Genomic DNA, 24,026 nt, shown 5'->3' on the forward strand with positions numbered 1-24,026 from the left:
AATCCAGCTCGTTCGGATTTTTTTAGGATGATGATGAACGTAGGTTTCATGTATGTATTTGCTTCTAGCTGTTGATTGGATAGATTCAGTTATGTCTCCGTTTCTTTTTAGATGTAATACAAGTTTTATCATTCAACAACCCCTACAATGAATCCATCATAGCCTTTGCTTCCAACGGTTTGTATAGCAGTGGCGCTGATTCGTTTTTCTTGAGCCAGAGCATTCATAAATTGACGAATTCCCTTTACATTTTCATCTTCACTTTCTGAGTTCACCACATGCCCTTGACGAACAACATTATCACAAATAATCAGACTTCCTCTTTTCGATAATTCTAGAGCCCACTTCAAGTAATTTGGGTTATTCGGCTTGTCGGCATCAATAAAGATAAGATCAAACGGATCTGTTCCCTTATCCTTTAATACAGCTAATGTATCAAGCCCGGGGCCGACAATGACTTCTACTAAGTGGCTTACTCCCGCTCTTTTTAAATTAGCTCTTGCTACTTCTGCATGCTGAGCGCTTAATTCGAGCGTAATTAGCTGTCCGTCTTTGGGAAGAGCTCTGGCTAGCCAAATCGTGCTGTACCCTCCAAGAGTACCAATTTCTAAAATGCGTTTAGCTCCTTTTAATGAAGCTAACAAATGCAGAAACTTTCCTTGACTAGGCGATACGTCGATGGCAGGTAATTTAGCCTCTTGATTTGCCTTCAATACCTCATCAAGAATAGGGTCAGGTTGTATAAGCTTATCATTCATATAAAGATCCACTTCATTCCAAATTTCATATATAGACATTTTCATACTCCTCCACATAAGTGATAAAAGCTTTATTATTTCAAAGATAAGATTATGTTCTTCTCATATTCAGCTTGTTGCAGTAATTGTTCGTATTATGAATGTGTTCTAGCTCTCTAATAAACTATCCTGCTCGCTCTTAAAAAGAATTGTTATATGTCCATAAAAAAAGACCTTCAGAGAGGTCTTTTTTGCCTTTAAATAACCGTAATTTTACTAAGATCTATCTTGGCACTTTTTAAAAAGTTATATGTCAATTTATCTATTTTTGCACCTTCAAAATCGGATTTCTTTAAATCTGATCCTCGAAACTGTACATTTAGCAAAGTTGCGTGGCGAAATGAAGATTTTTTTAATGATGTTCCTTCAAAGATTGTTCCGTTAAATGTTTCTTCGTCAAATACGATGTCTGTTAAATTACATTGCTTAAAGTACGTGTTGTCATAGATACAGCCTTTAAAACTGGCCTGTTTAAAATTTGCCCATTTAAATTGTACGCCTGTTAAATTAACGTGATGAAATATTGCTTTCGTTAAATTGCTGCTTTTAAACATGCTGTCTGTAAGATCTGCATAGCTAAAATCAGATTCATTCAAATTACTGGCATTAAATTTCCCTTTATACACCGATACAGAACGAAAATCAGATTTTGTAAGCTCGGTCTTTGAAAAATCCATAGGGACGGTTTGCTTTAATTCCTTTGTTTCTACATTCATTGATTGAATCAGTTCTGTGATATCACCGATAGAATTGATTGTCATATAATAAGCCTGTTCTTCATTATGCCCGTCTTTTTTGTAATCTGTAAATTTTTCCTGCAAGTTCTGTGATAGTTCTTCTTCTAGATCTTGAATATTTTCTACATCCTGATAAGGAGCCAAAATGTTATGCACATGATTTTTTATTTTTTCGTTCATTTATAACATCATCCTTTCTCACAACAATAAATCAATAATTTTTTTCGCTTGCTCCCAATTTTCTTTGTTTTGTTTATATACGCTTTTTCCTTGTTCTGTAATTTTATAATATTTTCTGCGGCCGCCTTGTACAGCATCTCCCCAGTAAGAAAGAATATGGCCGTCTTTTTCCAGGCGCTTCAAGCTTGAATACATTGTGGCTTCTTTTAACTCATACTGCTCTTTAGAGTAGGTGTAAATAAGCTTACTAATTTCATAACCATATTTATCGCCGCTGAGAAGTAATTTCAAAATCATTGTATCTGTATGTCCCCGAAGTAAATCTGAAGACATTTTTGCATATACCAAAGTATCACCTCTTTATGTATAATTTAAATCATATTACTATGACAGTCAAGGTATTATATTTAATAAAATACACTGATATATAATTGAACATATGTAAACAGCTTAACAGTAGAAAATAGCCGGTAGAAACGTACCGGCTATTTTCTAGGAGACATCTTATTCTTCGTTATAACTGAGCTTAAATACTATGGGCGTACTTTCTGCTGATATTTTCCAAACCATGTGATGATACCCCTTGCTCCAGTAATCTTTTACTAAATAATCAGGGATTCCAAATATGTTTTTCCATACCTTTTGAGCATTTTTGTATCCGCTGTCCAAACAAATTTTTTTAATTTCTCTGCTTTGAAGGGTAAGCAGCATAGTATGTAAAAGCAGTGTGCCTACACCTTTTCTTTGGTACTTTGGATGAACAAAAACTGTGCCGATTTCAATCCATCCTTGCAGGTCTCCTTTTGTACACGATGTAATTAATTCACTAGCAGGACCATATTCAATACAGCCAATAATCTTATTGGTGCACGTATCTATTCCGAGCCAAAAGAATCGATGTTTTCCACCGCTATCAAGGTCACTTTTTAAATATTGTTCTTTACTTTCAATTTCTATTTGTATATCGTTCACCATTTCAGATAGACCCTCTTTATAAAAGGTATCTGTGATTACTTCATTAAAAAGCTCGTGGAGTTCTGCGCGGTCTTCTATTTTTGGTCTTCTTATTTCAATATGATGCAATGTTCATTCCCCCTTGTTATTTCACGGCAGAATATGAAGCTTTACCATTATTATTTATTATTTATCAATCTATGTTGATACTCCTTTTCTCTTTCTACTGTTTTTCCAATAAAAAAGCACGAGAAACTATGAGTTCTCGTACTTTTTTATAATATGGATTCTGCTTTTTTATTGGGAACTGTTAATACTGATTCACAAAGCTCTGGATTTTACATACGAATTCAGAAAGATTCTCCTTTATCTCTTTATCCTCTGTTTTCTCTACTTGCTCCTGTATGGCATCAATCATTAAACGTGCTCTCTTAGGATCTATAGAGGCCGGTTGGCTGCTGTTGTTTGATAGACTTTTCAAAATTTGATTAGTCATTTTGTTTTTATCGTGAATATAAAATAATATTTGAGGAACTTGATTAATTAACAAATTTACGTATCTGCGAAACTCCTCTATCTCATATAATTCTCTTGAATTACCTTTAAAGCCATCAACGGAAAGCATAAGACTCTGGTAGCCTTTATCACTGCGTTGATTAAGTACTTTAATCACTTTCAAAAACCGATCGAACTTTAGATAACGTATTTCGTCTTTCCTTAATTCTAAAAATTCAATTTCTCCTTTTTCCAAAAAGGGATCTTTGATAAGACTATTATCATTCATATACATTCTCTCCCTACTAATTTATTAGTTGCAGAGCTTGTTTTGAATTCATTTGTCTATCGTTTTAGTAATTGTTTACCTCTTTTAGGCCTGTTTTAAAACCTTTATTTGTAAAACGCTCACATAAATGTTCTCAATTGCCTGACGTGTTGACGGAATTCTGCTTATTATCTGCTAAATGACGAATGAAAAAGAGCTCCTTTACAGAAGCTCTTTTTTAAAAATTATAGAGATGCTGATAACTTTATATCTTATTTGCTTCTTTTAATACCGCTAATAAGTATTCCCATGTCTTAATAGTAGACGAAATGCTCAGGTGTTCATCAGGTGTATGAACGTCGTACATATCGGGACCGAGCGAAATGGCGTCTAATCCAGAGATTTTTTCCAGGAAAATACCGCATTCAATTCCAGCATGGATGGCGATGATCTCCGCCTCTTCCCCATACTTTTCTTTGTAAACCGTTTTACATAATTCGCGAATTTTTGAATCTGCATTGTACGCCCATTCAGGGTAATTGCCTTTTGTTTCAACTCTTCCTCCGACTACTTGAGCAAGTATGTGCACTTGACTTACTATTTTTTCTTTTAAGCTTTTTACTGAGCTGCGGATTTCATTTTGAAAAACAATCTCAGACTCTGTCGTCGTAATCACACCTAAGTTGGTAGAAGATTCTACTAATCCTTCGATATTCATACTCATGCTTTGAACGCCGTTTGGTGTTAGCATAATAGCTTGTACAATTCGTTCTGTCGTTTCTTTTGTAAAACATTTCTCAACGGAAGAAGATTTGTTTATTTTTACATATACGCTCGGATCAGCCGCTTGTAATTCATTTTTTACTATTTCGTTCCACTCACGAATCTTATTTTCTAGCTTTCCTACCTCAGAAGGCCCAACTGATAGAATTGCTTCTGATTCACGGGGAATCGCATTTGATTTTAATCCTCCACTAATGCTGCTTAAAGAATAGGGAAGTTCATGTTGTAAATCATATAAAACTCTCCCTAGCAGTTTATTAGCATTTCCTCTTTCTTTATCGATTTCCATTCCAGAATGTCCGCCGCGCAGTCCACCGATGCTTAAGCTATATGTTTCTGAGTTATCGGAAGACGATTCCCAGTCTACGCGAATACGAAGCACGCTTTTTACCCCGCCTGCGCTGCTGACAAGCAGCTTTCCGTCCTCTTCTGTATCAAGGTTAATAAAGATTTTTCCTTCAAAATGAGCTGGATTTACAGCAATGGCTCCGCCCATAGTTGTTTCTTCCTCAGTAGTAATGACTACTTCAAGAGAGGGGTGAGCTATATCATGAGCATCTAGTAAAGCCAGTGCATATGCAACGGCAATCCCATTGTCAGCTCCTAGCGTAGTACCATTTGCATAAAGCATATCTTCCACAATTCGCAGTTGAAGCGGATCTTTTTCGAAATCATGCACAGTTCCTTTATTTAACTCGCATACCATGTCCATATGTCCTTGCAAAATGATGACTGGAGCATCTTCATATCCTTTAGCTGCCGGCTTTTTAATAATTACATTTAAAGCCTCGTCTTGTATAACTTCAAGGCTTCTTTCTTTTGCAAAAGAAACTAAATAGTCACTAATTTTCTTTTCATTTCCAGATTCTCTAGGAATAGCTGAAATTTCGTTAAAAAAATAAAAAACCGGATGTTTAATTAATTCATTTACTGTTTGCACCATATGTATCATCCTTTCTGAACTGTAGGCTTTTTTATCATACTATTTATCTTTACAGGAGAAATAGTATAAGGCTTCTTTTATGTATAGCCTAGTTATATTTTAACGTTGATTAGCTCGATAGAGTAGATATAACATAAAAAAGCATAAAGGAGCTCATTAGACTCCTTTATGCTTTTAATGACTTATTCTATTTTTTATTGAGCTGTATATCCGCCGTCCATTACTACCGCTTGACCAGTTACACCTTTTGCTTTATCACTCGCTAAGAAAATAGCGTAGTCAGCAATTTCGCTCACGTCTAGTAATCTTTTTTGAGGGACTAAAGGATAAATAACTTCTTCAAGCACGCTCTCTAATGGTACATTTCTTGTTTTAGCTAAACCATCTAACTGACCTCTCACTAGTGGTGTATCCACATAGCCAGGACAAAGTGCATTCACCGTAATACCGTGTGCTGCGCCTTCAAGAGCAGCTACTTTTGTTAACCCAATTACACCGTGTTTAGCACTGTTATAAGCTGCTTTGCCCGCAAAACCGATTAAACCGTTGATAGAAGAAACGTTAATAATACGTCCGAACCCTTGTTTTTTCATAATCGGAAACGCGTGCTTAATCGCCATAAATGGAGCTGTTAGCATAATTTTAATCATTAACTCATATTTTTCAGTTGGAAACTCCTCGATTGGAGAAACATGCTGCAAGCCAGCGTTATTAATGAACGTATGAACCGCTCCAAAATGTGCGTTTGCTGTTTCAATTAAATGTTTGATTTCTTCTTCTTTTGTTACATCGGCTTTGACACCAAGCGCTTCAAATCCAGCTTCACGAAGATTTTGTGCTGCAGCTTCTACAGCAGCTTGATCAATGTCGGATAACACAATTTTTCCACCGTTTTCTGCGAATCGTTTACCTATTTCAAACCCAATTCCTCTTGCTGCTCCTGTGATTACAATTACTTGATTTTCAACCATGTGTATTCTCCTCCTGTTTTTAAATAATACCGGCTGCCGCTAATGCGACTCCTGCAAATAAAGCGATTGTCGGGATGATAAATGCAACAACAAATACGTCTTTATACGTTTCTTTATGCCGAAGACCAGTTACGGCTAATAGCGTTAACAACGCACCGTTATGCGGTAAAATAGATGCACCTGACGCAACGCTTGCAATACGGTGAAGAGCATCGGCACTTAAATTCGTCGTTTGAGACAAGTGATACCACGTATCTCCTAATGCTTGAAGCGCAATGCCCATACCGCCGGATGCTGAACCCGTGATCATCGCTAGCACTTGAACGCTTAACGCTTCTGAAACGAGCGGGTTGCTCGAAATGTTTAGCAACACATGCGTGACATCTTTAAACTCTGGAACTGCTGTAATAACCGAGCCAAAACCTACTGCTGCACTCGTGTTAATAACAGCCATCACGGATCCTTTTGCTCCTTCATTTATAGAAGAAATAAACGTTTTATAGTGTTTAAAATTAATAAGTAAAATAGAAAAAATACCAATTAATAATGAAACGATAGGCTCCCATTTTAAAACGTTTAACGTCACGACAACGACAATCAGCGGTAAAATAGCTAATATTACATTCATCGAGTCCTGCTCTTCACTCGCTGCGACTGATGATTCATTAGGCTTGGTAAACCCTTGATTTTTAGCTTTTAATTTTTTATCACGATAAGCTAACCATAAATATCCTCCCACCGCCATAATAAGACCTGAGACAATTCCAATAATCGAACCGGACATTGCATTCGTTTTAAATGTAGCAGTCGGAATCAGATTTTGAATTTGAGGCGTACCTGGAATCGCTGTCATTGTAAACGTAAATGCTCCGAGTGCAACGGTTGCTGGCAGTAAATTTCGCGATACGTTAGCTTCTCGAAATAGCGCGATTGCTAAAGGATAAATCGCAAAGACAACAACGAATAGACTCACTCCGCCGTATGTCAAAATGGCTGAAGCAATTAGCACCCCTAAAATCGCTCTTTTACTTCCAAATAATTTAGCAATACGCTGCGCCAACGATTTGGCTGCGCCTGTATCTTCCATTAGCTTTCCAAAGACGGCTCCTAATAAAAAGATGGGGAACCATTTTGCGGCGAAATCTACAAACCCTCCCATATACACATCTGTATAAGTAGGCAGTACTTTTAAACCGCTAAAATAAGCAACGAACGTAGCAACAACAGGTGCCACCCAGATAATAGACCATCCTAGATAAGCAAAAAACATCAACAATAACAATCCTACAATAATAACCATACGGTAACCTCCTTTCCTTTTAATACATATACATAATGGATTATTTCACAACACAACAAGTTTACACCCGTTATTTTTATAAGTAAAATGAATAAAAGGAATCAAAACTATGAATAAAAGTCGTAGTTTATTTAAAAATTCACCCTCAATTATTTTTTTCCTATAATTTCACTCTGAGTAGAAGCTATAAAATACACTTCCTTCCTTTTTCCTTGTACAAGCTAATTTTTTTCTGTCACATCCCGCTTTCTTCCTTTATTTTCTTTTCTTTTATAAGTTTTTCCGAACATATAGATGGGTATTTGAATGTTATGACACAGAAAAAGAGGCGATCTTATGCTACATTTCATAACAGACTTACTGAAACAATTTGGAATTTGGGGACTTTTAAGCGGACTGGCCATTGAGGCTTCCTCCCTGCCGTTTCCTGGTTCTCTTCTCACCCTTACCTACGGATACTTATTAAACATGCACATAGTGAAATTATTATTAATCGCTCTTGCAGGAAGCGCCGTTTATACAGCTTTTAGCTTTATACCGTATGGGATAGGCTATAAATTAGAGGATAAGGTAAAGAAAAAATTATCTAAAAAGAAAAAAGCATTTGAGAAATCACAAAAATGGTTTAAAAAATGCGGATTATGGAGTATTGCGATTGCTCGTCCTTTAGGGCTCGGAAACTACATTTCCTATCTTTCAGGGCTATCTAAAGTGAAACCTATGCCGTTTGCTCTGCTCACATTTCTTGGTATCTTTCCTTTGAATATTGCCATGCTTTGGTTAGGGCAAATCGGAAACTTTAAGTCCATTCAATCTTTTATTTCAGATGCACAAACCTATATTTTAATTGCAGCGGTAGTGGCTGTATGCGGATTTTTAATTTATAAGTTCTATTTTAAAAAAAGCAGCTGCAGCAAACAGTCTAGTTCAATGTAAGAGTATAAAAAAAGACCCTTCGGGGGTCTTTTTTTATCAGATAGAAATAACACCTAAAATTAATGCAGCTATTGTCATCACTGCCGTAGTTCCTAGCGCCCACTTAATTAAAAAGCGTTGCAAATCACTAAATTCAATTCCTACCATTCCAATTAATAAGTGAGCTGCTGCTACCAAGGGACTTATCACGTGAACAGGTTGTCCTAAGATAGCAGCTCTTCCAATTTCAGCTGCGCTAATGCCATAACTTTCGGCAGCTTGAGCAATAATTGGCAATACGCCAAAATAAAAAGCATTATTAGACATAAAAAATGTAAAAGGAGCACTTAAAAATGCTACTACAACTGGCAAAAAAGGACCCATTGCATCTGGGATTATTCCTACAAGTGTATTTGCCATAGCATCAATCATCTTTGTTCCGGACATAATTCCTGTAAAAATACCTGCTGCAATAACAATTGAAACGACGGCTACCGCATTATTTGCATGAGATGAAATTCGCTGCTGTTGATCTTTGATGTTTGGATAATTTATTAATAATGCAATAGCAAACGCTACCATGAACAAAAGCATCAGCGACATAAAGTCCATAATTAAGCACACCATAAGACTAACGGTAAGGAGAAAATTAAACCATACTAACTTAGGACGTCGATAGTCTAAATGTTGCGCTGTTCCCTCTAATTCATCTGCATGTGCGATTTCATTTGCAGAATGTTTAATATTGATAACTCCTAACCTTTTTCTTTCCCTTCTTCCAAGGACAACAGAAACAAATAGCACCCATAGAAGTCCAAAACCCATTACAGGTATTAAAGGTAAAAACAACTGAGACGAATCTAAATTTAATGAACTCATAGCCATAGCAGAAGCACCTCCCCACGGAGTCATATTCATAACTCCCATAGATAGCATCGCAATTCCCGCTAGGATAAGCGGATTCATTTCTAGTCGTTTATATAATGGAAGCAAAGAAGAGACCGTTATCATATAGGTAGTAGTTCCATCGCCATCTAAAGCAACCATCGTTGAAAGAACAGCAGTTCCGACGACGATTTTTAGAGGATCTCCTTTTACAACCTTTAAAATGAATGAAACGAGAGGGTCAAACAATCCTGAATCAATCATTAATCCAAAATATAAAATAGCAAATAAAATCATAATAGCTGTAGGAGCAATATCTTTTACACCCTCTAGCATCATAGGTCCCATTCCGCTAGCAAAACCACCTATTAAACCAAATATAATTGGAATAATGATAAGAGCAACCATTGGGGTAAGTCGCTTTGACATAATTAAATACATGAATACTGCAACCATTAAAAATCCTAATAAAGAAAGCACGAATATTTTTCCTCCTTTTTGATAACGGTTTCATTTTTGTTTGCTACACGTTACTAAAAAGGTATCACTTGTTAAAGCAGGTTCATAGATAACCAACATAAGTTTAATATCTTTTATAAAAGTAATTTTTTTCATTTTTTTCATGCATCATTTCTACATAAAAACGAGATAGCGGACAAAGAACCGCTATCTCGTTTTTATGTAAAATTAGTTACTCGGTATTTCCGCTCAGGCCTCCCTACACTTCCATACACTATTTCCACCTGCATTTCTTTACAAGATACTAAATACTCTAAATACCTTCTCATTGTTGAATAACTGATACCTACTAGTTGAGCAAACTCATCTACATTCAAGCTCTGCTGAACTTCGCGAACTTTATCTCTTACTAAACGAAGAGTATGTTTATCAATTCCCTTAGGAAGTTCTATTACTGCAGCTGCTGATTGAGTGTGGCGGTTATGACGTGTTCTAAATAAATGGTCTATTTTATCTTGGTTAATCATTTTATTTTCGGTTAATTCTATTCTCGTAGACTGATAATGTTTTAAAGTAGATAAAAATTTATCAATAATTACAGGTTTTACCAAATAACCAAATGCTCCTCCTCTTATTGCTTCCCCTACTGTTTCAACATCATTGGCTGCCGTTATTAAAATAATATCGATTCCTCGATACTTCTTTCTGATTTCCCATAGCAGCTCCACTCCGTTGATATCTGGTAAAAAGACGTCTAATAAAATTAATTGCGGCGTAAATATTGTTAGCAGTTCTAAAGCCTGTTCTCCAGATCCTGCTGTCGCAACAACAGTGAAATGCTCTAGTTTCTTAGTAAACTGTTCATAAATTTGTGCAGCTGTAGAATCATCTTCTATAATCATGACATTAATTTGATTTTCAGTCATATCGATTCTTCCTTTTCATTATTTAATAGCTTTGGGATAACTAATGTGAATCTTGCTCCTTGTAACATACTTTTGCTTATGTATAGTTCACCTTTAAGCAGCTCTACAGATCTTTTAACAATAGTCAATCCAATTCCGTGATTTTCACCTTTTTTCGTTGTGTAACCATCTATAAAAATCATATTTTCTACTTCTTTTGATATCCCTGGTCCATTATCTTCAACTTCAAAAATCAGGTCATTTCCTACATCTGTAAAAGATACCAGCACGTTCCCTTTATGTTCTCGTACAGCCTCGAGCGCATTATCAATTAAATTCCCCAAGATAGAAACAACGTTTTTTGCGTCTTCGATATCTAAAGTACTTGTTAAGTTACTATCTTGGTCAATTTCTAAAGTAACGTCTAATTCTTTCGAACGATTGATCTTTCCAAGTAAGCATGCCGCAATCAAAGGATCCTTTACAGAAGACATTAAAAAAGAAATAATATCTTGGCGTTCCTTTACCTCTGATGAAATCATTTGCATGACATGCTCATGCTTCTTTAACTTTAACAATCCATAAATGACGTTCAGCTTATTTAAAAATTCGTGATTTTGAGCACGTAAATTATCAGAAAACATTTTAATTTTAGAAATCTCTTCTGTCAACTCTTCAATTTGAGATAAAGTTCTTATAGTAAGGACGATACCCTGCACTTCTTTTTTTCTTATAATAGGAGATAAATCTAAAATATACTGCTGACTATCTAGTACAAGGGACTGGTTAGAATACACTCGCTGCTTTTCTATCACTTGATCAATTAGCTGTCCTAAACGGGCGTTCTTTATCTCTCCTCCTATTTGAAGATAACCAAATAGTTCTCTAGCCCTTCTGTTCATCGACGTTACATATTTTTCGACATTTACAGTAATAGTAGCATCTTGAATAGATTCAAGGGTAGCCTCTTTTTCTTTAAAAAGAAAGGAAATCTCCTCCGGTTCTAGTCCAAGTATTAGTTTTTTTACCCGCCTTGCAATGAAAAAAGCTCCAAATGCTCCAATAAGAAAAGGAATACAGGACAATTTAATAATTTTTATTCTATAATCATTAATCTGTTTTTCTATATTGCTTACAAGAAACCCTACTGACGAAACGCCTATTACGTTTCCTTGGCTATCCCATATGGGAGTCTTGGCTTTAATTGCAAATCCTGAAATTCCTTTTCCTTTATAAATAATGGATTGATGCTCCTTTAAAGAAGCTTCGTTACTTGTTTTGGTATGTTTTCCAATATAGCTACTATTGGGATGAGAATAGCGGATTCCTTTATCATTAGCGATGGTGACGTAATCTGCTCCAGTGGTTTTTCTTATTTTTTCTGCAATAGGTTGGATGTGCTCAGAAGGATTTTTATTCCTAAAAGCTTTTACAATCGTTTTGTCTTCAGAAGCTAATTTTGCTACTGTCATAGCTTGCTTACCTACATATTTTTCAACAATTTCATCTATCATTGCAGAAAATAAAATGCATACAAGGACGGTACTCACAAGGATAACTACCGTAATAAGTAATGTAATTTGGGCAAGTAAGCTAGGTCTTCTACTCACATTAAGAAAACGCATACATTCCTCCTTTTAATGAAATGAAATTTCGGCTGTTGTTTCAAGTGTAGCATAAAAGCAAAAAAGTTTAGCACCCAACTTCAAATGTTTATAAACAGACGTCTAAAGGGAAAAACAAACCGAATAAACGCTTGACTTAAAGTATACTTTAACAATTATAATCAATTCGAAAACATCGAAAATGGAGGAATCAACATGAAATATACAGTAATCACTGGCGCAAGTTCAGGAATTGGATATGAAACAGCTTTAGCTTTTGCTGGACGTGGAAAAAATCTTATATTGGCTGCACGTAGAGAGAACAAGCTAGAAGAGTTAAAAAGAAAAGTTGAAGAACTGAATCAAGATGTAAAGGTTATTGTCCAGTCGGTTGATTTATCCGTGGCAGAAAATGCTCATACGTTTTATGAGTCACTCAAAGAGTATGAATTAGAAACTTGGATTAACAATGCTGGATTCGGAAACTTTGCTTCTGTCGGTGAACAAAAATTAACTAAAATTGAAACAATGCTTCATTTAAATATCGAAGCCTTAACCATTCTTTCTTCTCTATTTGTAAGAGATTATGAAAACGTTGAAGGTACACAGCTTATTAATGTCTCTTCTGGAGGCGGCTACACCATTGTTGCTGATGCAGTCACTTATTGCGCAACAAAATTCTACGTAAGTGCATTTACAGAAGGTCTTTCTCAAGAATTAAAAGGAAGAGGAGCAAAAATGCAGGCTAAAGTTTTAGCTCCGGCGGCTACTGAAACAGAATTTGCACAGCGTTCGATGGATATGAGTGATTTTGAATACGAAGGACGAGTACCTAAGTTTCATACGTCAAAAGAAATGGCTGCTTTTATGCTGGACCTTTATGATAGCAATAAAACGGTAGGACTTGTAGATGGAGTGACTTACGAATTTCAATTAAAAGATCCTATCTATCCATACGCAGACAGAGCGACAAGCTCAGATTCTTAAACAAAAAACACTCTTCCAAGGGTGTTTTTTTATGTCCGTTTAAATGAATAACTATCTTGTTTATGTAATGAAGATGCTTAAAAATAATCTTTCCCTATTTATCTTTCCACGCTTTACTTCCTAATTTTTGTTTTGCTTTTTGTACATACTAACCGAACGGAGGTGACGAAAATGGGTACAAAAAAATCTGCTAACCGCGGTCAAGTAGCTCCTGGAGTTAACCCTCAAGGACACGGAAAAGATGTTGAATTTTCAACAGAACCGAAAAGTGAACTTGAAAACAAAGCGAAAAAGTCAAATACAAAAATTTAATTAACAAGGAGAAGATCACTCTTCTCCTCTCTTCCTCTTAATTACTTTTTCGAAAACGAAACTCCCCAGATTGTTGACTCCTTTCTGCTTCTTATGAAACTGCATCAATAGTATAAAAAAGTATACTATACAACAAAAATGTGCGTACTTGTTAGAATCATTTATATGAATTATGATAAATCTGCAAACGGATTTTATGACAAATTGTATGTTAACTGGCTGTTAATTGTAAGCTATACAGGGTATAGATTACTCTGAACAGTTCATCACTAAATATTTTTTACAGAAAGGTTGTTTACACATGAACCATACAGATAAAAAACAAGAAATTTTAGACGCATTTAACTTTCGTCATGCTACAAAAGAGTTTGATCCAGCGAAGAAAATTTCCGATGAAGATTTCCAATTCATTTTAGAAACAGGGCGCTTATCTCCAAGCTCAGTAGGTTATGAGCCGTGGAAGTTTTTAGTCGTTGAAAATAAAGATTTAAAAGAAAAATTAAAAGCTGTTTCTTGGGGAGCACAAGGTCAAATTCCTACAGCAAGTCATTTTGTTATTATTCTTTCTCGTACAGACGCAAGATATGACTCTGAATATGTGTTGAATCTTCAAAAAAACGTAAAAGAAATGCCGGATGATGTATTGGAGACATTAATGCCTCGTTATAAAGATTTCCAAGAAAATGATTTTCATTTGTTCGAAAGCAAGCGAGCACTATTTGATTGGGCTAGCAAACAATCTTATATTGCACTAGCTAATATGATGACATCAGCTGCTCAAATTGGTATTGATTCTTGTCCGATTGAAGGATTTAACTATGACCAAGTACATGAGATTCTAAAAGAAGAAGGATTACTAGAAGACGGTAAGTTTGATATTTCCGTTATGGTTGCGTTCGGCTATCGAATTCATGAACCTAAACGCGGAAAAACGAGAAGAAGTATGGATCAAGTTGTACAGTGGGTAAAATAAGAAACGAAAAACGAAGGGGTGACATTGCGTCACCCCTTCGTTTTTATATTTTTATATGCTGTTATAAAGGCAGAAGGATCGGTTTGTATGGTATAAGCGAACATCCCTTGATTTGTATGTAAGTATAAAAAGCCGCTGTCTTTTGAAACGCATTTGTAAGAGATGTCAAATACGTCATTAATGTGAAAGCAATCGTTTTGTGTTTCAATACTATCAGCGTATAAGCACATGTCTTTTGAATGCTGAATTGTCACTTTTTGTGTTCGTTTTATTTTTCTTTCAACGTATGTATAAGGAATCATAGAAATAATGCTCATAGCACCGCTCAGCCCCTTCCTCATGAATGTTTTTCTTTTAAAAGCCAAAACACCTTGTTAACAAAACTCTATCACTTACCAAAAAACAATTCCAGAAATACTCTTTCTGGAATTGTTTTCAAGATTGCTGCTCTTTATTTTCTTCACCTTTGCAAAAGTCGATATTACTGTTTGTCATAGAGGCAATAGCAGGAGAGCCGTTTCCAAACGAAAAACAAGCTCCTACCGATTTTGTATTTGCCGTGTGACTATTTTGTACAACACAGCCTACGCTTACGTTCGAGTTGTCTTTTAACCCATTAGTCACGATATTTTCAATGTTAATAATACAGCCCATTTTAACACCTCTTTCGTTTCTATTAACGTATGTCATCTCTGCATATATGTATAGGATGTTCGCCTATTATTGATAAGTTGTTTGCTACAAAATAGAAAAAAAGAATCTTCGTATACCCTTTAAGCAGAGAAGACACTAAAATGATGTCTTCTCCTTAAGTGAATTTAATTTTTTACAGCTTTTTCCCAGTCTGATACAAATTTTTCAATTCCTTGCTCTGTTAGCGGGTGTTTTACTAATTGTTCAATTACAGCATACGGAATTGTAGCAATATGAGCCCCAGCAAGAGCTACTCGTGTGACGTGATCTGGGTGTCTGACTGACGCTGCTATAATTTGTGAGTCAATGTGTTGAATTCGAAATAGCTCTGCAATTCGAGATACCAGATAAACACCGTCTTCTGAAATATCGTCTAAGCGTCCTAAAAATGGCGATACGTATGTGGCACCGGCACGAGCTGCTAGAAGCGCTTGATTCACTGTAAAAATTAACGTTACGTTTGTTTTTACGCCTTTTTTAGCTAGATAACGGGTTGCTTCCAATCCAGCAATGGTCATAGGAAGTTTAATCGTTATATTTTTGTCTCCTCCATTAATTTTTATCAGCTCTTCTGCTTGAGCAATCATGTCATCGGCGGTTACTGTGTCGGGCGTGACTTCTGCTGAAACGGATTCTACTTCAGGAACGGTTTTTAAAATTTCTTCGATGCGATCTTCAAACTTTACGCCTTCTTTAGCTACTAGCGAAGGGTTTGTGGTAACACCTGATAATACCCCAATTTTATATGCTTTTTTAATATCTTCCAGGTTAGCTGTATCAATAAAAAATTTCATCATGTATTCCTCCACTCGTTATGGTAAAAACAGCTTTTCAGGGGCGTTTTTGCATGACTTTATGTTCAAATGGAATTGCCCTCTTCATATTGTCTTCATAAAATAAAATTTATTTCCTTTCAAATGCTGTATGTTTTTCTCCAAGTTTTCCCTTCCTTAAATTCATCGGAATAACTTTTATTTGCATGTATCATACTAATGGTGTTGAATAACCCCTCATATACTCCACTAAAAAACCTTCAGCATTTATGCTGAAGGTTGAGATACATTCTATTCTTAATTTTTCAGTCCTCTATAGCGAGCTGTTTTTAATTCTTGAACGTAGGGTTCAAAATCCGGCATCTCTACAGCTCTCGCCAATTCGATAGCCTTTTCAATATCGTATGGAATACGTACAAATTGAATAGAAAATGCTGAAGGACTTTCGTCTTGATCCTTTCCTTCTAAGATAAGATAGGAAGCTTGTGGTAAATCAAGCGGGTTTCCTACACTTCCTACATTGCATAGCGTTTTCCCTTTAATATGTTGAATAAATGCATTATGTACATCTCCGTAACAGATAACATCTGGCTCTCTTGATCCTTTTATATTTTCCGTATATTCCGTATTAGCAAATAGACTAAGGCGCTTTTCAAGTGAATCCCAAGGTTGAATTCGGTCATAAAGACTTCTAGGTGAAGCGTGAAACATTCTAATTAATTTTCCGCTCATCATAAACTCAACGGAAAAAGGAAGTTCCTTTAAGTATGCCTCTTGGGCTGAACTTAACTTCTTCTGATGCCATTTCAACGCTTCGAATTCCGCAGGCTTTGTAATGAAGTCATCCCAGTTTCCCATTACTGTTACTTCGCACTTTTCTTTTATGATATCAATCGCTTTACTTGAATCCGGTCCTTTTCCTACTAAATCACCTAGACAAATGATGCGATGGATATCTCGTTGTTGTATGTCAGCTAAAACTGCTTCTAATGCAGGAAGATTTCCGTGGATATCTGAAATAACAGCAATTTTGTCCATTGATTCCTCCACTCCTTTTTCATATGTATGTATTCAATTCTTTTCTTTATTATAACATTTTATAATAAGACCGTTTACTAAAACGTGTTCTCTCCATTTAACAAACAACGGTATAATTCGAATGGACATAAAAGGGAGGAATAAGAAGTGGATTTTTATAAATCAAGAAGAAATCTGTTTTCTTTATTTATTAACATAAAATAAAGGAGTACTGTAATATATTTATACGAGTACTCCTTTATTGGTAGTAAGGTAGTATAGAGAGTCGTAAGATACCTCATTTATCTTGCGACTTTTGGTTTATAACTTATTGAACACCAACTGCGTCAAATGACTTGCCTACTGAAATTACTTCTTGAGAGCCTGAACCGTATAGATCAGCAGCAGCTTGTACTAAACCTGCACGCGCTTGGCTAAACGTTGTAGACTGAGTGAAGTATAGCGTATTAGCACGGTAATAAATTTTCCCTAGCTTATCGCCGCCGATGCCTGTTACAGTAACCCCGTAATGCGTTCCTCCGTTAGCTAGCAAGTAGGCAGCTTTGTTGATAATACCGCTGTTTGTATGAACTCCGCCGTTGTCACTAGAACCTGTATAGCGCTTTGAATAATGATCCGGATCTCCATATTTCGCTGGGTTGCTCATTGAACGAAGCGCATCACCGCTTGTACCAGGCGTATAAATATCTTCTCCAATTTCCCAATCTGGATTACGGTTGTCATAGTATTCTACCAATGTTCCGAAAATATCGGAAATTGCCTCGTTTAATGCACCTGATTCATATTGATAGATTAAATTAGAACTTCTTTCTGTGACCGCATGCGTCAATTCATGTCCGATAACATCTAATCCTCCTGATAGCGGAACAAAAGTAGTTCCATCTCCATCTCCGTATACCATTTGAGAGCCATTCCAAAACGCATTATTGTAACCGCTGCTATAATGAACAGTCGATTTTAGCGGAGCTCCTGCATTGTCATAGGAGTTGCGGTTAAATTTGTTTTTGTAATAATCATATGTCACGCCTGCATAATAGTGAGCATCTACTGCAGCTGCATCGCGGGTTGCATTGTACGTATTATCCGTGTCTGCCCATAGTGTACCTGGCAGAGATGTACGATTTTTTGCATCATACGTATAGATTGTCGCCCCTCTTGTATTATCTTGTAAGTAGTAAGTAGAACTAGATAACGTTGTCTTTAAAGATTTAGTATCTCCAAGCACTCCTTTACCTGAGCCAATAGCATTTGTTCCTGTTACAGGTTTCGCTGCCGGCTTTGCCGCTTGCTTCACATCGGCTTTTGGACCAGCTACGGAATCAATCGTATTGTACTTATCCAGCACTTTACCGCTAATAGCATCAACAAAGTAATAATAGTTACCTGGTTCAGGGCTTAAGAAATTTAAATTTACTACATAAGCATACGTTGTGTCTGAACCATTTTGATAAACATACAGTTCAGATGAAGGGGATTTTTCATACGTCGGTTTAAAGCCTAAGTCTTTTTCAGCTGCTTGAATCGCCTTTTTGCTGTCAACTTGCTTCTGTCCTTTTAGCTTTTCCTTTTTATCTAAATCAGGAGCTACTGTACCTGATACAACTTTTAAGGTTCCATCTTTCGCTACGTGTGCTAATTGAGTAGATCCCCAAACAGGAATATTATTATATACCTGCTGCAAGCGTACAACGGTTGCTTGTTCAACGGGATCTTTCACTACTTCTGTCACTTTAAATGAATTTTGAGCATTTTCGTTTCCTAATTTATATTTGTCTTTATTTGTATTCATATAATGAAATACGACGTCTTGAGCTTTCTGTGATGATGGGCCTGAAAGCTTTCCAGAAATAAACTCAGGAGATTTAATTTCTTTGTTATACTTTTCGGTTGAAAGTACATTATTTGGCGCGGCACTGCTCGTATGTGCAAAAGCAAATGATGAAGAAAGGATACCAACTGATAATAATACCTTTAAAGCCTGTTTTTTCTTTTTCATAGTTTTTTCTCCCTATCCCTAGTAAATTTAATTACCGCAATTTTTCTGTTAATTGTGATAATTAGCAACATTATAGCAACTAAAAATTACTACGTCTATATATTATTTTAATATTCCTATTATTATGAAAATTAAGAATAAATCTTTTGCAATAAGTCTTTTTTACCTATTTAAACTATATGAAAATCATTTATGTTGATTTTCATACAAGTAAAATAATTCTTCAAGTCAGCTGATAAAAACTAGCGACCTATGAAGTATTATTCGGTCTTACTATCAGTCCTGATAAGCATTTTACAAAAATTACTTATAAGGAAAATTATAAATTTCAGACCGTTTTTGAGGCTTAAATCTACTCTTCCTCTTCATTTTTTTATTTTTTTAATCTATTAATTAAATTTTTTGTATGTTTTTTATGTACATGCACAACATTATTTTATTATAGCACTGTCCTTCTTATGAACATAAAAAAGCACGAATCTACTAAAATCTTTGTAAATCCGTGCTTTTCTGTTTATTTCAAGCATGTACAACCAACGATAACTAATAAAACAAATAGTACAACGATTAATGCAAAACCGCCACCGTAACTACCGTAGCCGCCGTAACCGCCGTAACCATAACCACCGCCGTAACCCCAGTTACAAAATCCCATTTCACTTCACCTCCGTAGCCTGTTTACTCTATAGCATATGTACAGGCTAGAAAAAATGCTCGCCCATTTACCGCCCTTTTATGACGATAAAAAAGAGACTGAGACATAACGAAATCACTCCAATCAACCGCTAAAAGCAACCAGCTAGATTAAACCCATGTTCACCATAACAATAAAAAAATCCGAACGATGAATCGTTCGGATCTTCCTTCAACTAAAATACTTTTGTTCCAGCCTCTTTTAAGATAACACATATGAACTTATTTACTTTTAGAAGCTTGTTCTTTAAAGCGAAGTATGTAATACGGAACAATACAGATAACCGCCAAAACAAGAGCCGTTAAACTGACTATGCGGGGATTATTAAGCCCAAAAGAATAGTCTCCAAAAGATGCTCCAATCGCAATAATAGCAAAAATAATATACAGAATACGAAATATGTTAATCCACTTTTTCTGTTTAATCGTAACCACTCCTTTGCTTATTTTACTCCAACATAGAATATTATAACTTTACTAAACAACTTGTTGCAAAATTTCTTCTCCCTTTGACTGATTACCTTTTATTCTAACGGTAAACAAATTTCTACACTCGTCCCTTTGCTTACTTCACTGTCAATACTAAGAGTTCCTTGATGCTGTTGGATAATATTAAAGCAGATCATTAACCCTAACCCGATTCCGTCTTCTTTAATACTGTAAAATGGTTCACCTAAATGTTTGATGCGTTCTTTTGAAATTCCTACACCTTCATCAATAATTTGAATATGAATATGATTGTTGTCCTTTTTTCTCAGCTCAACTTTAATTTCTCCTCCGGAAGGCATTGCTTCAATCGCATTCTTAAGAATGTTTATAAACACCTGTTTCATTTGATTGCTTTCACAATATACAAAAGGCATTTCTCCATATGAGTTAAGTTCAATAAAGATGTTTTTCATGGTAGCTTGAGGCTGCAACAATAAAATCACTTGTTGAATTAACAGCTGCAAATCAATCGACTGAAATGTTACGGCCTGTGGTTTTGCCACAGACATGAATTCATTTGTAATCATTTCAATCCGCTCAATTTCAGAGGATATAATATTCATATAGGTTAACTCTTCTTTACTCGCTTTTTCAGTTAATAACTGCATAAACCCTTTGATGGCTGTTAAAGGATTTCTAATTTCATGAGCAATAGCTGTAGCAAGCTGCCCGACCGCTGCTAATTTCTCAGATTTCTGCAGCAGCTCTTCTGTTTTTAAGTACTCTGTTCTGTCTCTTGAAACAATAAGAAGCACTTTTTTGTTTTCTATATTGAACAACTTACCACTATATTCTATTTTTTTTATTTCGCCGGACTTAAACGTAAACTGTGATTGCAGCGTAAAAGAAAGATTTCCGTTGCGAATTTCTTCGACTGTTTTTTGAACAATGTCAGAATCTCTAGGTATAATATCGTGGCAAGGCATGGATAAAAGCTCTTCTCTCGTATATCCAAGGCGCTTACATCCAGCTTCATTTACTTCAACAAAACGAGAAGGAAAATGATCCGATCCTATTTCAAGTAAATAAATTGCGTCGTTTGCGTACTCAAATAACGTGCGATATTTCAACTCACTTTCTTTAAGCCTACGATGCAGCAAGTCAAGCTCTTCCTTTGCTTTTTTAGCTTCAGATATATCCACACATACTCCAGACAAACCTACCAACTCTTCTTTCCCATTAAAAATTGGAGAAATGGTGATACGGAGGTCTACTAAACTTCCATCTTTACGAGCTCTTACAACTTCTACTCGATTGATTGCCTCTTTTTCAGCAACAGTCTTTTTTATATTCTCATGTACATCCTCACTAAAAGCTCCTGCTATATCGTAATATTTTTCCCCAATGACTTCATGGGATTTCCAGCCATACACTTTTTCATAAGCTTCATTAACTCGCAAGATTCGCCCTTCTAAATCAGTTATAATAACCGCATCCATGTGATGATTAATAAAAGACTCCAGCTGTTCTTTCGTATATTCTAATTCTTTTTTCATTATTCTGACAAAAAAAGAATCTTCTTCATCCTTACATGAATCTGATCCAGCATAAGCAGCTTCTTCTGCTACAGCGTAAAATTTACGATAAAATTCTATCGTCGCTACGGCTACTCCCAGTCCGAGAATTCCGAACACTAAATATTCTATTTCGCTATAAAACGGCGACTGAATAGGTGTATTCCAGAAGTAATTTGTCAGTAAGACATGAACGATAAAATGAATAAAGAAACAAAGAAGAGATTGTTTTAATAAAGAAAACTGCTTTCTATATCGAATAAGAGGAAGGGAAAACAAAAAGGTAAAAATTAAAATTAAGATAGTCAGTAACCAATGACTTTCTAAATAGATACTGCACACGGCCATAGTGATACCTGCAACTGCACCGGCTCTATAACCAAAATATAGAACGGTCAAAATAAGAGGAAGAAAACGTAAATCATATGTAATCTGTTGATACGTAACGCTATATACCATAAGAATAGCAGAAACAATACTTGCATAAATACTACTCATCCATTTGTATTTATGGGCTAGACGCTGTAACAAAAATATTCTTATCGCAATCATAATACTGACAAAAAACGAAAAAATACATAAGTTAACAAATAATCCGCTACTAATCACTCCTTCTATTCCTCCTTTACTTGTAAATATGCGTAAAATAATTCCCTTATATAGAGAGTGTACCATGAATAAACGCTGCTATTTATAAAATTAATAAAAAAACTAGTCTCGCCCGAGGCAAGACTAGTTTTTTTATTATCTATGCTGATCTTGATACATAGGTCCTTCTGAAATCATATTGCTTTCAGAAACGTACGTAGGATCTGAATGCACATCTTTATTTAAGCTAGCATTTACCTGCTGTTTTTTAGATAAACTTGAAAGTTTTACTTTGGCACTTCGAACAAGTCCTTTTACTTTCCGTCGTTTCGCAGCATCGCTTAATATATAAGACGTAATGCCGACTCCTACCGTTGATAGCGTAATACCTGATATCAATGCTTTTTGTTTTCTTTTTCTCATAATAGCTCCTTCCTTGTACCTTTTTGAATCTTACAGTAACTTTTCCCCCTCAGGTAATCTCTCAAACCAGATTATTCAGATTATTCACTTCTTTAACAAGAATCGGCAGTGTGTCCGCTCCTGCTATTCCATCTGAAAAAAGGCCATACCGATTCTGGAATTTTTTCACTGCAGCGATTAATTCATCTCCATAGAAACCGTCTGCTCCAAACTTCGGAAGAGAAAAACCTAGCGCAAGTAAGTTTTGCTGAATTTGTTTGACTCCTAACCCTCTATCACCTTTGGAATACACAAAGGGTCCTTTTGTATTATTCGTCATAGAGAGATTTGTTGTGACTTCTTTAAAAAATGAGCAGTCCATTTCATTTATATCCACATTTGTAGAAATTCCTTTTACTCTGCCAGAATCCGTATACTGAAACATTGCCCATCGCTGCCACTGACTTAGCTCACCAGGGTGCTGCATACCGCCTTGTCTGTTGGCCGCACTATATCTTGCTACCCACAAAGGATACTTACTTATTTCGTTTGTGAAAAAAGTTTTAGCAAAATGATAATTCGTATATACGATAGGCTTAATTCCTGTTGTTTTGTGAACATGCTCGAGCCAGCTTACGGCAAAGTGAGAAACAAATTCTTTAGATTTTTTCTTATCTTCTTCTAGATCCAAACACGGCGGAAGGTCTAGTTTCATTTGTCCAAGCTGAGCAATAAAAAAAGCAGCTTCTTTCTCCGGGCTATTTGTACAGTGAGCATAATGATAAAACCCTACTCTCAAGCCCGCATTTTTGGCACCTATATAATTTTCATAGGATCTAGGGTCTACAAAAGTTCCGCCTTCTGTTAACTTTATATACACCCCTTTTACTGAGGTGTTTTTTATTTCTTTCCAATTAATGATTCCTTGATGATGAGAAACGTCGAGAATAATAGGATTATTTGAATGTCGCCTTTGCATAGTTTTCACCTCTTTTGCTAGCTTCCTTATGTATACGACGAATCTTTCAAAACCCCTGTTTTTTCCGGATCCCGGTATTCTTTTATAACGATGTGTAAAACATTGCTCATTTGAATAGCTAAATAAGCTTCATGTTTTTTGTCATAATAACGATACCATCCTTGCGTATGAATAATAGATTCCTCAAGCTCTTTTACATTTTCTGATTCAACCAATGTACTGATTGATTTTTCATTTCCAAAATAAAACTTCACTTCGTACGTCACTTGAATCCCTCCTTTATAAGAATGTAAATACCCTAATCGTATGTACTTGAATCTAGTATAAGGCAGTGTAAAATTTCTTTTAATTCGCAGTTTCTTTTTAAATGTTTATTTAGAACAATGTTTATTT

General features: G+C 35.7%; 25 protein-coding genes and 1 pseudogene. 4 read left to right on the forward strand and 22 right to left on the reverse strand.

Annotated features, from left to right (window positions below; translation table 11 throughout):
• Window positions 1–128: 128 nt before the first annotated feature.
• From POF52_RS10215 to POF52_RS10250, 8 genes are all read right to left on the reverse strand, one after another.
• A complete protein-coding gene (locus POF52_RS10215; protein WP_176584625.1) occupies window positions 129–815 on the reverse strand; it encodes an O-methyltransferase in 687 nt (228 codons plus the stop codon).
• A gap of 179 nt (window positions 816–994) precedes the next feature.
• The gene (locus POF52_RS10220; protein ID WP_271992387.1) at window positions 995–1,714 is read right to left on the reverse strand and encodes a pentapeptide repeat-containing protein; all 720 of its coding nucleotides are present in this window, start codon (window positions 1,712–1,714) and stop codon (window positions 995–997) included.
• Window positions 1,715–1,732: 18 nt separating this feature from the next.
• Window positions 1,733–2,062, reverse strand: a complete 330-nt coding sequence (locus tag POF52_RS10225; RefSeq protein WP_013057038.1) for a PadR family transcriptional regulator — start codon at window positions 2,060–2,062, stop codon at window positions 1,733–1,735.
• Between the two features lie 156 nt (window positions 2,063–2,218).
• Window positions 2,219–2,797, reverse strand: coding sequence for a GNAT family N-acetyltransferase (locus tag POF52_RS10230; RefSeq protein WP_271992390.1), 579 nt, complete (start codon window positions 2,795–2,797; stop codon window positions 2,219–2,221).
• A 181-nt stretch (window positions 2,798–2,978) separates the two neighbouring features.
• On the reverse strand, window positions 2,979–3,452 hold the full coding sequence (locus tag POF52_RS10235) for a hypothetical protein (RefSeq protein WP_162214245.1): 474 nt from the start codon (window positions 3,450–3,452) through the stop codon (window positions 2,979–2,981).
• A 244-nt stretch (window positions 3,453–3,696) separates the two neighbouring features.
• A complete protein-coding gene (locus POF52_RS10240; protein WP_271992392.1) occupies window positions 3,697–5,157 on the reverse strand; it encodes an aminoacyl-histidine dipeptidase in 1,461 nt (486 codons plus the stop codon).
• Window positions 5,158–5,351: 194 nt separating this feature from the next.
• Window positions 5,352–6,128, reverse strand: a complete 777-nt coding sequence (locus tag POF52_RS10245; RefSeq protein WP_013057034.1) for a 3-hydroxybutyrate dehydrogenase — start codon at window positions 6,126–6,128, stop codon at window positions 5,352–5,354.
• 19 nt (window positions 6,129–6,147) lie between these two features.
• Complete coding sequence (locus POF52_RS10250; RefSeq protein WP_271992397.1) at window positions 6,148–7,428, reverse strand: GntP family permease; 1,281 nt, start codon at window positions 7,426–7,428, stop codon at window positions 6,148–6,150.
• A 336-nt stretch (window positions 7,429–7,764) separates the two neighbouring features.
• Between POF52_RS10250 and POF52_RS10255 the strand changes: the two genes are divergently transcribed.
• The gene (locus tag POF52_RS10255) at window positions 7,765–8,364 is read left to right on the forward strand and encodes a DedA family protein (protein ID WP_271992399.1); all 600 of its coding nucleotides are present in this window, start codon (window positions 7,765–7,767) and stop codon (window positions 8,362–8,364) included.
• Window positions 8,365–8,400: 36 nt separating this feature from the next.
• On the opposite strand, the gene POF52_RS10260 is transcribed toward POF52_RS10255, so the two are convergent.
• The 3 genes from POF52_RS10260 to POF52_RS10270 form a co-directional block, all read right to left on the reverse strand.
• Window positions 8,401–9,708 carry a CitMHS family transporter gene (locus tag POF52_RS10260; protein WP_271992401.1) on the reverse strand — a complete coding sequence of 436 codons (1,308 nt, stop codon included), beginning with the start codon at window positions 9,706–9,708 and terminating at the stop codon, window positions 8,401–8,403.
• A 197-nt stretch (window positions 9,709–9,905) separates the two neighbouring features.
• Window positions 9,906–10,613 (reverse strand): response regulator, encoded by a 708-nt coding sequence (locus POF52_RS10265; protein ID WP_176584631.1) that lies wholly within the window; start codon window positions 10,611–10,613, stop codon window positions 9,906–9,908.
• Window positions 10,610–12,217, reverse strand: coding sequence for an ATP-binding protein (locus POF52_RS10270; protein ID WP_271992403.1), 1,608 nt, complete (start codon window positions 12,215–12,217; stop codon window positions 10,610–10,612). Before POF52_RS10270 ends, POF52_RS10265 begins: the two co-directional genes overlap by 4 nt.
• Window positions 12,218–12,412: 195 nt before the next feature.
• Between POF52_RS10270 and POF52_RS10275 the strand changes: the two genes are divergently transcribed.
• The 3 genes from POF52_RS10275 (at window position 12,413) to POF52_RS10285 (ending at window position 14,468) form a co-directional block, all read left to right on the forward strand.
• Window positions 12,413–13,183 carry an SDR family NAD(P)-dependent oxidoreductase gene (locus POF52_RS10275; RefSeq protein WP_271992406.1) on the forward strand — a complete coding sequence of 257 codons (771 nt, stop codon included), beginning with the start codon at window positions 12,413–12,415 and terminating at the stop codon, window positions 13,181–13,183.
• A gap of 171 nt (window positions 13,184–13,354) precedes the next feature.
• Window positions 13,355–13,495, forward strand: a complete 141-nt coding sequence (gene sspL / locus POF52_RS10280) for a small, acid-soluble spore protein L (protein ID WP_013057030.1) — start codon at window positions 13,355–13,357, stop codon at window positions 13,493–13,495.
• 301 nt (window positions 13,496–13,796) lie between these two features.
• Entirely contained in the window at window positions 13,797–14,468 is a 672-nt protein-coding gene (locus POF52_RS10285; RefSeq protein ID WP_013083136.1) for an NAD(P)H-dependent oxidoreductase, read from the forward strand.
• 29 nt (window positions 14,469–14,497) lie between these two features.
• On the opposite strand, the gene POF52_RS10290 is transcribed toward POF52_RS10285, so the two are convergent.
• The 11 genes and pseudogenes from POF52_RS10290 to POF52_RS10340 form a co-directional block, all read right to left on the reverse strand.
• A complete protein-coding gene (locus tag POF52_RS10290) occupies window positions 14,498–14,785 on the reverse strand; it encodes a hypothetical protein (protein ID WP_013083135.1) in 288 nt (95 codons plus the stop codon).
• Between the two features lie 118 nt (window positions 14,786–14,903).
• Window positions 14,904–15,122 carry a spore germination protein gene (locus POF52_RS10295; protein ID WP_025752385.1) on the reverse strand — a complete coding sequence of 73 codons (219 nt, stop codon included), beginning with the start codon at window positions 15,120–15,122 and terminating at the stop codon, window positions 14,904–14,906.
• 164 nt (window positions 15,123–15,286) lie between these two features.
• Window positions 15,287–15,955: a fructose-6-phosphate aldolase gene (gene fsa, locus POF52_RS10300; RefSeq protein ID WP_271993094.1), complete on the reverse strand. Its 669-nt coding sequence runs from the start codon at window positions 15,953–15,955 to the stop codon at window positions 15,287–15,289.
• Between the two features lie 276 nt (window positions 15,956–16,231).
• Window positions 16,232–16,972, reverse strand: a complete 741-nt coding sequence (locus POF52_RS10305) for a metallophosphoesterase family protein (RefSeq protein WP_016764089.1) — start codon at window positions 16,970–16,972, stop codon at window positions 16,232–16,234.
• Between the two features lie 307 nt (window positions 16,973–17,279).
• A pseudogene (locus tag POF52_RS10310) lies at window positions 17,280–18,878 on the reverse strand (M4 family metallopeptidase); the annotation flags it as partial.
• A 604-nt stretch (window positions 18,879–19,482) separates the two neighbouring features.
• Entirely contained in the window at window positions 19,483–19,623 is a 141-nt protein-coding gene (locus tag POF52_RS10315) for a YjcZ family sporulation protein (RefSeq protein ID WP_176584636.1), read from the reverse strand.
• A gap of 260 nt (window positions 19,624–19,883) precedes the next feature.
• Window positions 19,884–20,096, reverse strand: a complete 213-nt coding sequence (locus POF52_RS10320; RefSeq protein WP_013083131.1) for a hypothetical protein — start codon at window positions 20,094–20,096, stop codon at window positions 19,884–19,886.
• Window positions 20,097–20,185: 89 nt separating this feature from the next.
• Window positions 20,186–22,273, reverse strand: a complete 2,088-nt coding sequence (locus POF52_RS10325; protein WP_271992418.1) for a PAS domain S-box protein — start codon at window positions 22,271–22,273, stop codon at window positions 20,186–20,188.
• Between the two features lie 135 nt (window positions 22,274–22,408).
• Window positions 22,409–22,675, reverse strand: coding sequence for a hypothetical protein (locus tag POF52_RS10330; protein ID WP_013083129.1), 267 nt, complete (start codon window positions 22,673–22,675; stop codon window positions 22,409–22,411).
• A 61-nt stretch (window positions 22,676–22,736) separates the two neighbouring features.
• On the reverse strand, window positions 22,737–23,633 hold the full coding sequence (locus POF52_RS10335; protein WP_271992420.1) for a GH25 family lysozyme: 897 nt from the start codon (window positions 23,631–23,633) through the stop codon (window positions 22,737–22,739).
• 26 nt (window positions 23,634–23,659) lie between these two features.
• On the reverse strand, window positions 23,660–23,899 hold the full coding sequence (locus POF52_RS10340) for a hypothetical protein (protein ID WP_271992422.1): 240 nt from the start codon (window positions 23,897–23,899) through the stop codon (window positions 23,660–23,662).
• Window positions 23,900–24,026 lie beyond the last annotated feature (127 nt).

It is taken from the genome of Priestia sp. AB, assembly GCF_028369225.1.
GTDB lineage: Bacteria > Bacillota > Bacilli > Bacillales > Bacillaceae_H > Priestia > Priestia megaterium.

What these genes read in the sequence shown, in the direction of transcription:
- POF52_RS10220 (WP_271992387.1), bottom strand. Translation starts at nt 1,714, where the DNA reads ATGAACGAAAAAATAAAAAATCATGTGCATAACATTTTGGCTCCTTAT.
- sspL (WP_013057030.1), top strand. Translation starts at nt 13,355, where the DNA reads ATGGGTACAAAAAAATCTGCTAACCGCGGTCAAGTAGCTCCTGGAGTT.
- POF52_RS10235 (WP_162214245.1), bottom strand. Translation starts at nt 3,452, where the DNA reads ATGAATGATAATAGTCTTATCAAAGATCCCTTTTTGGAAAAAGGAGAA.
- fsa (WP_271993094.1), bottom strand. Translation starts at nt 15,955, where the DNA reads ATGAAATTTTTTATTGATACAGCTAACCTGGAAGATATTAAAAAAGCA.
- POF52_RS10305 (WP_016764089.1), bottom strand. Translation starts at nt 16,972, where the DNA reads ATGGACAAAATTGCTGTTATTTCAGATATCCACGGAAATCTTCCTGCA.
- POF52_RS10315 (WP_176584636.1), bottom strand. Translation starts at nt 19,623, where the DNA reads ATGGGATTTTGTAACTGGGGTTACGGCGGTGGTTATGGTTACGGCGGT.
- POF52_RS10335 (WP_271992420.1), bottom strand. Translation starts at nt 23,633, where the DNA reads ATGCAAAGGCGACATTCAAATAATCCTATTATTCTCGACGTTTCTCAT.
- POF52_RS10265 (WP_176584631.1), bottom strand. Translation starts at nt 10,613, where the DNA reads ATGACTGAAAATCAAATTAATGTCATGATTATAGAAGATGATTCTACA.
- POF52_RS10245 (WP_013057034.1), bottom strand. Translation starts at nt 6,128, where the DNA reads ATGGTTGAAAATCAAGTAATTGTAATCACAGGAGCAGCAAGAGGAATT.
- POF52_RS10270 (WP_271992403.1), bottom strand. Translation starts at nt 12,217, where the DNA reads ATGCGTTTTCTTAATGTGAGTAGAAGACCTAGCTTACTTGCCCAAATT.
- POF52_RS10290 (WP_013083135.1), bottom strand. Translation starts at nt 14,785, where the DNA reads ATGAGCATTATTTCTATGATTCCTTATACATACGTTGAAAGAAAAATA.
- POF52_RS10275 (WP_271992406.1), top strand. Translation starts at nt 12,413, where the DNA reads ATGAAATATACAGTAATCACTGGCGCAAGTTCAGGAATTGGATATGAA.
- POF52_RS10240 (WP_271992392.1), bottom strand. Translation starts at nt 5,157, where the DNA reads ATGGTGCAAACAGTAAATGAATTAATTAAACATCCGGTTTTTTATTTT.
- POF52_RS10250 (WP_271992397.1), bottom strand. Translation starts at nt 7,428, where the DNA reads ATGGTTATTATTGTAGGATTGTTATTGTTGATGTTTTTTGCTTATCTA.
- POF52_RS10255 (WP_271992399.1), top strand. Translation starts at nt 7,765, where the DNA reads ATGCTACATTTCATAACAGACTTACTGAAACAATTTGGAATTTGGGGA.
- POF52_RS10330 (WP_013083129.1), bottom strand. Translation starts at nt 22,675, where the DNA reads ATGAGAAAAAGAAAACAAAAAGCATTGATATCAGGTATTACGCTATCA.
- POF52_RS10295 (WP_025752385.1), bottom strand. Translation starts at nt 15,122, where the DNA reads ATGGGCTGTATTATTAACATTGAAAATATCGTGACTAATGGGTTAAAA.
- POF52_RS10285 (WP_013083136.1), top strand. Translation starts at nt 13,797, where the DNA reads ATGAACCATACAGATAAAAAACAAGAAATTTTAGACGCATTTAACTTT.
- POF52_RS10215 (WP_176584625.1), bottom strand. Translation starts at nt 815, where the DNA reads ATGTGGAGGAGTATGAAAATGTCTATATATGAAATTTGGAATGAAGTG.